The sequence below is a fragment of the Paraclostridium benzoelyticum genome, assembly GCF_001006285.1.
GTDB lineage: Bacteria > Bacillota > Clostridia > Peptostreptococcales > Peptostreptococcaceae > Paraclostridium > Paraclostridium benzoelyticum.
Genome location: NZ_LBBT01000175.1, coordinates 1 through 11,938, shown reverse-complemented (window position 1 = coordinate 11,938; position 11,938 = coordinate 1). Strand labels below are relative to the sequence as shown.

The 11,938-nt window shown below is 26.1% G+C and carries 8 protein-coding genes; 7 read left to right on the top strand and 1 reads right to left on the bottom strand.

Annotated elements, in window-relative coordinates:
- The first annotated feature begins 144 nt into the window (after positions 1–144).
- A complete protein-coding gene (locus VN21_RS08175) occupies positions 145–1,071 on the top strand; it encodes a chemotaxis protein (protein WP_046822811.1) in 927 nt (308 codons plus the stop codon).
- A gap of 33 nt (positions 1,072–1,104) precedes the next feature.
- Here VN21_RS08175 and VN21_RS08170 read toward each other — a convergent pair whose 3' ends face one another.
- Positions 1,105–1,635: a GNAT family N-acetyltransferase gene (locus VN21_RS08170; RefSeq protein ID WP_046822810.1), complete on the bottom strand. Its 531-nt coding sequence runs from the start codon at positions 1,633–1,635 to the stop codon at positions 1,105–1,107.
- A gap of 176 nt (positions 1,636–1,811) precedes the next feature.
- On the opposite strand from VN21_RS08170, the gene VN21_RS08165 reads away from it, so the two are divergent.
- From VN21_RS08165 to mprF, 6 genes are all read left to right on the top strand, one after another.
- A complete protein-coding gene (locus VN21_RS08165; RefSeq protein WP_046822809.1) occupies positions 1,812–3,791 on the top strand; it encodes a molybdopterin-dependent oxidoreductase in 1,980 nt (659 codons plus the stop codon).
- A 193-nt stretch (positions 3,792–3,984) separates the two neighbouring features.
- Positions 3,985–4,485, top strand: a complete 501-nt coding sequence (locus VN21_RS17855; protein ID WP_052952014.1) for a thioredoxin family protein — start codon at positions 3,985–3,987, stop codon at positions 4,483–4,485.
- Between the two features lie 117 nt (positions 4,486–4,602).
- The gene (locus VN21_RS08155) at positions 4,603–6,663 is read left to right on the top strand and encodes a sigma-54 interaction domain-containing protein (protein WP_046822808.1); all 2,061 of its coding nucleotides are present in this window, start codon (positions 4,603–4,605) and stop codon (positions 6,661–6,663) included.
- 134 nt (positions 6,664–6,797) lie between these two features.
- The gene (locus tag VN21_RS08150) at positions 6,798–7,412 is read left to right on the top strand and encodes a GH25 family lysozyme (RefSeq protein WP_052952013.1); all 615 of its coding nucleotides are present in this window, start codon (positions 6,798–6,800) and stop codon (positions 7,410–7,412) included.
- A 216-nt stretch (positions 7,413–7,628) separates the two neighbouring features.
- On the top strand, positions 7,629–8,759 hold the full coding sequence (locus tag VN21_RS17850) for a DUF975 family protein (RefSeq protein WP_052952012.1): 1,131 nt from the start codon (positions 7,629–7,631) through the stop codon (positions 8,757–8,759).
- 241 nt (positions 8,760–9,000) lie between these two features.
- Positions 9,001–11,592: a bifunctional lysylphosphatidylglycerol flippase/synthetase MprF gene (gene mprF / locus VN21_RS08140; protein WP_046822807.1), complete on the top strand. Its 2,592-nt coding sequence runs from the start codon at positions 9,001–9,003 to the stop codon at positions 11,590–11,592.
- Positions 11,593–11,938: the final 346 nt, after the last annotated feature.

The following is an 11,938-nucleotide window of genomic DNA, read 5'->3' as shown; positions in this document are numbered from 1 at the left end:
TAATTATAGCTATTTTGAAATATATATAATATTTTAATAGTATATATATAAATATAGGTAAATACGTATCTCTAGATTTAAAAGAATCTTCCGTATATATAGAAAGTATATTTTATAGTTGAAAATAAAAATCGGGAGGTAACTATGGGCGTTTCAGAGAATACTAGTAAAACAAAAATTCTTTTAGAGTCGGGAACAAATGAACTTGAAATTATGGAGTTTACTATAGCAGGTGAATTATTTGGTATAAATGTAGCAAAAGTTAGAGAAATAATGATTGCACAACCAGTAAAACAAATGCCTAATTCACATGAATTAGTAGAAGGTGTATTTAAGCCTAGAAATGAAATAATAACAGTTATAGATTTAGGTAGGTATTTAAACTTGCCTAAGGGAGAACATAAAAATAATGATATATTTATTGTAACTCATTTCAATAAGTTAAACTTTGCTTTCCATGTTGAATCTGTAGTAGGTATTGCTAGAGTTTCATGGCAAGATATAAAAAAACCAGATAAAGTAATTTACGGTGGAGACGAAGGAGTTTCAACTGGTATAGCAGAATATAAAGATAGACTTATAACTATACTAGACTTTGAAAAAATTATTGCAGAAATAAGTCCTGAGTCAAGTATTCAATATGAAGAAATAGATAGATTAGGTAAACGTAAAGAAAATGACAAAACTATACTAATAGTAGAAGATTCAATGTTACTTTCTAAGATGATAGTTGAATGTTTACACAAAGCGGGATACAAAAACACAATAAAAGTTGATAATGGACAAGAGGCATGGGAATACTTAGAAGAAGTTAAGACTTGCGGAGAACCTGTTAAAAACCATGTTTCATGCATAGTTTCAGATATTGAAATGCCATTAATGGATGGACATAGATTAACAAAACTTGTAAAAGATGATAGTGTGCTTAAAGATATACCTTTAATACTGTTCTCTTCATTGATAAGCGAAGAAATGAGAATAAAAGGAAAATCTATAGGTGCAGATGAACAAATAACTAAACCGGAAATTGCTAATTTAGTTAGTATAATTGATAGACTAGTAGAAAAATAAATAAAATAGGTACATGCTAGCATGTACCTATTTTTATATTTCAGAGTATTTCATTACTATATTAGTTAAAAAATTACTAAAATTATTAAATTCAGACTTATTTATATCATCTGGATAAGTCATGATTTTTAGTTCATGAGCAGGTGTATCTTTTCTATATGATGGATGCGTATGATCAAATTCTTGTAGTTTAAACCCTAATTTTGAATAAAAATTTAATCTTTTAATAGATACATCATCCAAAGGTGGATCTATTTCTAAAATTACATTTTTATTAATTTTACAAAACTCTTTAATAGTTTTAGAGCCATAACTTTTACCTCTTAAATTTGAAGAAATTGCAAAATGTTCTATATATACAAATTTGCCTAAATCCCAATAAAATAAAAGTCCAATTAGTGAATCAGATTCACAAAGTGCCATGCAGTAATATTTTTCATCTTGTAAAGCTAAGATTTGATCCTCTAAAGTTCTTTGTTCAAATAATGGAAAGCTTGTATTATACATCTCCATTATTTCATTCCAATATTTATTATTCTCAGATTGAATTCTTAAAAATTCCATATTATCACCTCATAAAAGTTATCTACATTTTGGTTAAATTGTCTAACATTATATCATATCTAAAAATTTATGCAAATTAAGTATATAAAGTATTGATTGTGTGTATAGATGTTTATATTATTATCTATAAAGAAAATATTATTTATCAAAATAAATAAGAGGGATGGGAGTTATTAATGAAAATTTTAAGTCATGGATGTACGCTAGATTGTTTTGATTGTTGTAAGTTTAATGTATATGTAGAAGATGAAAAAGTTATAAAAATAGAGGGTGATAAAAATCATCCCTATACAAAAGGATTTATATGTAATAAAGGAAGATCTCATTTAAAAAGATTAAATAACCCAGATAGAATATATAATCCGTTAATAAAAATAGATGGAGTTTGGAATGAAATTAGTTTTGAAGAAGCTATAAATATAATTGCCAAAAAACTAACGATATATAAAGATAAATACTCATCAAAATCTATATTATATTACACTCAATACGGAAGTGGTTCAGTTTTAAAAGACATAGGTGATATCTTCTTTAATTTTTATGGAGGAGTAAGTAAAAGCAAGGGAGGCCCTTGTTGGAGTGCTGGAATAAAAGCACAAGAATATGATTATGGAACATCTAAAAGTCATTCGTTAGAAGATATTTTAAATAGTAAAAGTACTTTTATATGGGGAAAAAATCCAGCATATACTACAATACATACATTTCAAATGATAAAAAAAGCAAAAGCTAAAGGAGTAAAGGTAGTTGTTATAGATCCAATATATACAGATACAGCTAAAATTGCAGATAAATATATACGAATAAATCCGGGTACAGATGGAGCATTAGCTATGGCTATGACAAAAATTATAATAGAAAAAGGAATTTGTGATAATGAGTATATAGATAAATACGTAGTAGGATTTGATATCTATAAGGACTATATACTTAATTTAGATTTAGATGAATTATTAAATGAATGTGGAGTACAGATGAATATAGTAGAAGAATTAGTAGAATTATATACAGACAAGTACTCTACTATATATATAGGGTATGGAATACAAAAATATAAAAATGGAGGAAATAATATAAGAGCTATAGATGCTTTAGGGGCTATAACTGGGCAAGTAGGATTTGCTGGTGGAGGTATTAATTATGCAAACAAAGTATATCCATCAGTTTTAAATACAGATCCATTTAATAGTGAGGATTATTGTGATAATAGATTTTTTTACACTAGCCACATTAGTAAGTTTATAAAAGAAGCTATGAATAGTAAAACTCCTATCAAAATGGCAGTTATAACAAAGAGTAATTTATTGAATCAACTAGCTGATGTAGTAGATATAAAACAAGCTTTTAATTATATAGATTTCAAAGTATGTTTCGATATGTTTATGACAGATACTGCAAAAGAGTGTGATTTATTTATACCATGTACAAATACTTTGGAGAGTGAAGATTTATTATATTCATCAATGACAAATCCTTATATTATATATAATGAAAAAGCAGTAAATCCCCAAAATAAACTAATGGATGAATATTATTTTTTTATGGAATTAGCAAAACGTTTAAACATGAAAGATTATCCAATGGTATCTAAGTTAGAATATATATGCGAGGTAATAAAGCCATTGGTGGAACTTGATAGAAATATAAATTTAGATACAATAAAAAACAATTATTTGACTATACATAATCCTATAGCATGGGAAGATAAAATATTTGACACTCCATCAAAAAAAATTGAACTATATTCAAACGATGCCATCTTAGATGGTGTAAATCCAATTCCTATATATATAAAATCTGAGAAAAGAAATAAGTATAGATTACTAACTAATCACTGTAGAGATAGTATTTCTAGTCAGCATATGATGGATAAAGAGGAAATAGCAAAAGCTTATATAAATGAAGAAATGGCAGATAGAGAAGATATTAAAGAAAATGACATTGTAAAACTAGTTAGTAAAAATAGAAGTATAAAAGTTCAAATTAAAATAACGGATAGTGTAGGGGATGATATAATTTTAATTTATGTTGGATGGTGGAAAAAACATGGTAATCCAAATGTTTTAACAGATAGTGGAATTTCAGATATGGGAGGCCAAGTAACCTATAATGAAACATTTGTAGAAATAGATAAATGGGTTAACAGGGTTAAATAACAACCATAATAACCAATAAAACCAAAGTTAAAAATTAAATTTAACTAGTTTCTATAAATTAAAAATTTATAGAATGTGATATTTTCAGTAGGTTGAAACTTATAAATAAGATTTAATGTAAGCCTTCAAAAACTGGCATAGTAATTGCTCTATATTAATAGTACAAAAATTATATATTGGAGGATTTATTAATATGGAAATGAACATCAAAGAGCTATTTGAAGTAGGCGTAAGTTTTGAATCAGCTGTAGGAGTAGGAACGAAAGAAGAAAGAGCTATAGTAGTAAAAAATACTTCTCGCATCAACTTACCAAATGATTTAATAGAAGAGGTTAAAAATTTTGATAAAGAAATAAACTTTTTAGTTTCAGGTGAAATCTTTTGTCCAGATTTCCAACTTAATGTAAGTGTAGTTAAAAGACTTTGCGATTTAAATCAGAATTTCAATATGTCAGTAATAAGTATAAAAAGAGGTAAAAAGTTTTTAGCTCCTATTTTAAAAATTGAAAATTATAAAGCTCCCACAATTGCAGTTTTAGATAAAGATATGAATGTTTTAGGTGTATTTGAAGAAACTCCTAAAGTTGTGTCAGCAATTGGTAATTTTGAAGAAATTAAATTAAATTACTTTAAAGGGGATTACTTAATTGATACAGCAAAAGAGATTGTTGATTATATAAAAAAATGTAATTAGAAACATAGTAAAGAGAGATAAAGCTAATTTATCTCTCTTTACTATATTTTGCAATTTATATATGATATTGTTATAATTTATTTAATGATTATAGAATATTAGATATGAGGGATAAAAATGAAAAAAAGAGAATTAGCTATAGTAACATTAAAAAAAGATGCAGGAGAGATATATGCAAATCAAATAAATTATTTTTTAGGAGACAGTATAAAGATAAACCTGTATTCCTTTGAAGAGGGCGGATTTACTTTCTTTGAAGAAAAACTAATTCTTCTTTCTGTAAATTTAAAATATGAAGAAATCTTAAAGATGTGCAATTTAGATGCACAGATAATCATACCTAATTTAACTTTTGAAAAATCAAGTTTTGAAAAAATATGCAAGATAAATAAAAATGAAACTGTATTTGTTTATAATTTATCAAAAAGTATGGCATTAGAAACAATAGCAATTATATGTAGATTAGGTGTAGATATACCAAATCTTATACCTTGCTATCCTGAGATGAAAAAGATACCAGAAAACTCAATAGTTCTTACACCAGGAGAAAAATTAAATATAGAAGCTAAAAATTGCAAGATTATAGATTTAGAATATAGAATAATAGATTTAAGTTCTATTGCAGATATAGCTATGAAGCTCAATTTAGAAAGTCTTATTCAAGAGGATTTAGTAAAAAAATTTATGGATAAGATTGTCCCAATTAGCTATATAACAGAAAAGCTTTTAGTAACCCAAACTAAATTAGAGAATCAATTTGATTTTTTATTATCTGCAATTGACGATGGAATTATTGGAGTTAGTAATGATGGTATAGTGCAGTTTTATAGTCACGTAGCCAGAGAAATATTATCTATCAATGGAAATGAAATGATAGGAAAATATATAGGTGAATATGTAAAATCTCTAGATTTTGATCAAATAATTAAAAAAGAAGTTCCATATTTTCAAAAACTTATTAAAGTAAATAATATAGATATAAACATGGAGATTAAATACACGCATATAAGTGTTTTTAATGGATTTATAATAAAAGTATCCAAATTCCATCAAGCTGAAAAGAAACAAGCGAAGTTAAGAGCTCAGTTAATGAGCTCAGGGAATGTAAGTAAATATAATTTTGACGATATAATTGGATGTAGCGATTCTATAAAAAATACAAAAAAAATTGCATATAAAATGGCTCAATCTGATTCATCTATTCTTATAATTGGTGAAAGTGGTACAGGTAAAGAGTTATTTGCACAATCTATACATAGTGCGTCAAGACGAAGCCAAGGACCGTTTGTAGCTGTAAACTGTAGCACTTTTCAAGAAGGATTATTACAAAGTGAACTTTTCGGATATGATGAAGGGGCATTTACAGGAGCTAGAAAGGGTGGAAAAATTGGATTGTTTGAATTAGCTAATAAAGGTACTATCTTTTTAGATGAAATAGGAGAAATGGACTTGAACTCTCAAGCTACACTTCTTAGAGTAATTCAAGAAAAACAAATTAGAAGAGTTGGTTCAGATAAGATTATAGATGTGGATATAAGAATTATAGCAGCTACCAATAGAGATTTAAAAAAGCTAGTATGCGAAAATAAATTTAGAAAAGATTTGTTTTATAGATTAAATGTATTGCCATTAAAAATTGCACCACTTAGAAATCGAAATGAAGATGTATTTTTAATTTTCGAATCATTTAAGAAAAATCTTGATGTGAAATTTAGCCTTTCAGATGAACTTGTTGAGGTTTTTAAAACATATAGCTGGGAAGGAAATATAAGAGAATTAAGAAATTTAGTAGAGTATTGTTCATATTTAGATAAAAGTATAATAGAAGTATATGATTTACCTGAGTACATGTTAGAGTCAATAAAACATAAAGATTATTGCTTAGAATTATCAAAGAAAAATGATATTCAAAACATATCTAATTTAAAAAGAGATTTAAGAGATTATATATTTGTACTAGAGAAAATAAATAATGCATATGTTTTAAAACAGAGAATTGGAAGAAGGAAAATATATGAATATGCATTAGCAGAAAAGATATTTTTAACTGAGCAACAAATTAGAAGTATATTAATAGAATTACAAGAGTTTGGATTTATAAAAATTTTATCTGGACGAGGTGGATCGGTAATAACAGAAAAAGGAATTCTATTTTTAGAAGAAAACAAAAGGGTTTGATAGATAAGTAGTACAGTCTATCAAACTTTTTTACTTTATAAATTATTTAATGTAAAGGAACATAAAAAATTTTTTTGAATATTATATAGATTAGGGGGACTTTACTTGGAGAAATTTTAAAAAGGAGGTTTTATGTGAATAAATTAAAAGGTATTGATGTCAGTCATTGGACAGGCTATGTGAATTTTAAAGATGTTTTTAATAGTGGAATTCAAGTTGTTTATATAAAAGCAACAGAAGGAACTAATTATATAGATCCTAGATTTAGAGATTACTATAATGAAGCAAGAGCAGAGGGACTAAAGATAGGTTTTTATCATTTTTTTAATCCTGTAAATTCTGGAACACCTAAAGCACAAGCTCAACATTTTGTAAGTACGATAAAGAAATTAAAATGTGACTGCAAGCTAGTTTTAGATTTAGAAAAAACAGGAGGGTTAAGCAAATCAAAACTATCTAGACAGGCAATAGAGTTTTTGGAGGAAGTTAAAATATTAAGTGGATTGGATGTAGCTATTTACACATATACTAATTTTGCTCAAAATAATTTAGATTCAGAATCTGGATTAGGAAGATATCCTTTGTGGATAGCTCAATACGGAACAAGTAATCCGGAAAGCAATCCTATATGGGGAGAAAATTATATTGGATGGCAATATTCTGAGTCAGGAATAATCACAGGAATAGAAAGTAAAACAGATTTAGACGTGTTTACGGAACAAATACTGTTAAATGAATATAAGAACTAAGGACAAAAAATTAGAATAAATTAAAGGAATTTCGAGATATTACCATAATATTTATGGTAATATCTTTTTTTAAAATGTAAAAAAGACATGGAAAATAAATTTCAGATAAGTTTTTATTTGCTAATATTTGTAAGGATGTTGTAACTAAAGCTAAGCATAAAATATATATAATTTATAATAAATAGATTATATAGCAACAAATCAGGGGGGAATAAAATGAATAAAAGTGAATTAAGGGTGGATATGAAAGTAGAAGCTAGGAGACAGTTAGCTGATAATAAAATAGATATTACTATAGCTACTGTATTAGTTGGAATGATTACGTTTATACCACAGTTTTTAAGTGAAGAAATTTTCACATCGTATAGAATGACATTGGTTATAAGTATCATATCAATGCTTGTATCTACTCCGTTAGTAGTAGGATTAAATATAGTATCTTTAGATTGTATAAAAGGGGATAAAATCAAAGCAAAAGATGTCTTAAAAGGATTTAATATACTATATCAATCATATGGAGCTATATTGCTTCAGATGGCTATAACTTTTATTATGACTGCTCCTTTTGTAGCTATACCAATATTTTTAGTAAAAGATAGTCACACAAGATTAACTATGATTGCATTTATAAGTAGTATATCAAATTTATTTTTCTCTATAATTTTTTCACAACTTCAATACATTGTTGCAGATAAACAAGATATTTCATTAATTGAAGCTATTAAAAAATCTATCAGTATTATTAAAAATTATATTTGGGACTATATATTACTTTCATTAAGTTTTATTGGATGGATGCTTTTAGTTGGATTTACCTTTGGAATAGCATATATTTGGGTAGGGCCTTATATACAGTTAACATTTACAAATTTTTATGAATATATAAAGAAAGATGAGCTAGACACTTATGAAAAATCAAAATATAGAAGTCTAAAATCAGGACTATTAGTAGGTATTTTATTATGTGCATATATGACAATAGAAGCAAATATATCTCAAAGGGTACTTACACCGCCTGTTATAAAAAAAATTATAGAAGATAATGATTTAAGACTTATAAGTTTCGATGAAGAGAAGAGTTATTATATATCTGAAGAAGAAAGTATAGCGTATAAAATTGAACCTAATTATAATAATTTAAGCGATTTAAGTAAATATACAGTGGTTGTAAAAAAACATCCATTAGATTCTAAAAAAGGAGATAAAGTCAATTCCACAGTTATGTATATAATAGTTGATGAAGATAAGTTATTAGGTATTAGTTGTGATCCAAATAGTCCAGGTAAAAAAATAGAATCTTATAATCCGATTCCAGGAAAATTCGATATAAAAGGAAATAAGCTATAAAATAAAAGTGCGCATATAAATTATATTTATATGCGCACTTTTATTTTGATGCAAATAAGGAATAATTTCTAAAGAAAAAATTAAGAAATATCACTTAAAAAAATTAAGAATTAAGAATTAATATGTTTAATATATAGAGTGTTTTACAGTAATGTTACATGTACATAACAAATTTGTAATAAAGCGAAAAAGCATAATGTAATGTGGTAGACTTGATAAAGTAAAATAAATTAGAGAGGTGATGGTTATCAAAACAAATAAAAATAGACTAATACTAGGATTAAAAATATTATTTGTAGTAATTATTTTAGGAATAACAGTTAAAGAGTCAGCTAATATTATTAGCGGATTTAACATCGAAACATTTTATACTTATGCACATCAGCTTACATTAGGAAATATACTTATTATTATTTCGCTGGGCATAATTTCATATATACCTTTAACTTTTTATGATTTTATAATCAAGAAGAGAGTTGGAATAAACTTAGATAATAAAAAATTATATAAATACTCATGGATTGCCAGTTCTGTATCTAGTATTGTTGGATTTGGAGGAAGCAGTGCTATTGCTTTAAAAAGTCATTTTTACAATCCGTATGTTAAAGACAAAAAACATTTAGCCAAAGAGGTATCCAAAGTAGTAGCTTTAAATCTAACTGGATTTTCAATGACATGTTTTATATATCTAATAATGATGAAATTTAATCTTGGTAAAATTAGTATCACAAATGTGTTAACTATATGCATAAGTATGTATTTACCGATTTTAACATTGATTTTAGTTGGAAGATATATAAAGTATAAAAATGAGATAAGAAGAGATGTTATAGATACATTTAAAATAATAGGAATATCATTATTAGAATGGATTACGACTATAACTTTAGTGTATTCAATAGTGATAATATTAGGAGAAAATATATCGATAGCACAATTTTTTCCAATATTTGTAGCTGCTATAGCTGTAGCGATAATAAGTATGTCTCCAGGTGGGGTAGGTACATTTGATTTAACTTTACTAACAGGACTTAATGCTCTAGGCGTTGCATCAGAGAAGGTAATATTAGCTATATTTTTATATAGATTAACTTACTATATAATACCATTACTTATAGGATTATTATTATATATATCTGAACTTTGGACCAAAGTAGATAAAAATAAAAAGTATTTAGTTTCAATAGTATCATCAAAATTTGCTCATTATGGACTAATTATATTAGTATTTTCTGCGGGATTATTACTTTTAGCATCACAAGCTATACCTGGTATGGTAGAGAGAATACATGTAGTAAATCAAATTTTAGGATTTAAAATTACATGTATGTCTGGTGGATTTTCTATTATAATTGGATTTTTATTAATTGCTATGTCTAGAGTAATAAGCTTTAAATCTAAAAATGTGTATAAGATAACTATGGCATTAGTTATAATTGGAATTCTTGTATCTTTAATTATTAGATTTGAATATCAGGTTAGTACATATCTAATTATTGTAGGAGTAGTATTAAAAATTAGTAAAAACCAATTTTATAGAGATGGATTTGTAATGAGATGGGGAGATATACTAAAAAATTCATTAATATTATTATTTTTCCAAGGATTATATATATATATAGCTTACAACAACACTCATTTAAAAGTTTCTAGCAACTCTATATTTAATTTAAGTAATTACCATACTTTTGAACAAGTAAGCAAATTTGGAGCAATAAGTACTATTGGATTTTTAATTGCAGTAGCGTTTTTAGTTATTTTATATTACTTAAATAAAAAGAATGACTTTGAAAAAGTTAAATTATATCAGTGTAAAGATAAAGTAGACAATATATTAAAAAAGTATAATGGAAGCTCTGTAATTCACTTTGTAAATTTAAATGATAAGTTTGTATATATGAATAAAGATGAAGATGTTATGCTTCAATATCAAGTATATGCAAATAAGTTAGTAGTTCTTGGGAACCTTGTAGGTGATGATAGCAAGTTCTTTGGATCGATCCAAGAGTTTTATGAAATGTCTGATAGATATGGGTACATACCTGTTTTTACAGCAATAGATGAAAAGATGATACCTCATTTACATGAAACTGGATATGAATTTATTAAATTAGGTGAAGAGGCATCTGTAAACTTAGAAGAGTTTACGTTAGAAGGACGTAAAATGAAAAGTGTAAGAAATGCGCTTTCTAGAGTTGAAAAAGAAGGATATACATTTGAAATGGTGTATCCGCCATTTAGTAAAAGTTTTCTTGAAGAAATTAAAAATATTTCTGATGAATGGCTTGAAGGAAGACTAGAAAAAGGATTCTCAGTTGGATTCTTCGATGAAGAATATTTAAGTTTAGATGCTATTGCTATAGTAAAAAATAAAGATGGAGAAATTAAAGGATTTACAAATTTAATGCCTATGTATGATGGCAATAAAACATTATCTATAGATTTAATGCGTTTCTCAAAAGATAGCTGTAATGGGATAATGGATTTTATATTTGTAAATTTATTTAAATATGGGATAGAGCATGGATATTCAAGATTTAATATGGGAATGGCACCTTTATCTAATGTGGGAAGATCTAAATATTCATTTTTAAGAGAAAAAATGGCTGCTAAAATTTATTCTCATGGACAATATTTTTACTCTTTTGAAGGACTAAAGAGATTTAAAGAAAAATATTGTGAGTCTTGGGATGGAAGATATATGGCTTATAAAAAAAGAACTTCTCTTGTATTTACAATGATTCAAGTTATAATGCTAGTATCTAATGGGAAAAATTACAGATATGAAAGTTGTAACCATTACAGTGAAGCATTAAAACAAGAGTTAGCATAAGTTAAATAAAAAAACACTATTTAAAATAGTGTTTTTTTATTTAACTTAAAACAAATTTTTCTATAGCTTTAGCTACTCCAGATTCTGTATTTTAAAGGTGTTTATTTCAATTAATATCATATTACTTTGAAATGAAGATGTTAAATAGCGAAATCATATGATAATTATAGTAAAAACTTATAATTATAAAAAATTAGTTAGACTTATTTAAAATAATGTAAAGAAGAAGTTTAACAAAAAAAGGTTTAATGGGGTGAATTGTTTAACCTATTAAACCTATTTTTATTTATTTAGTAGAAATTAAAAAAGGCGTTTTTGAATTTGTATAAATAATATTAAGATAAAT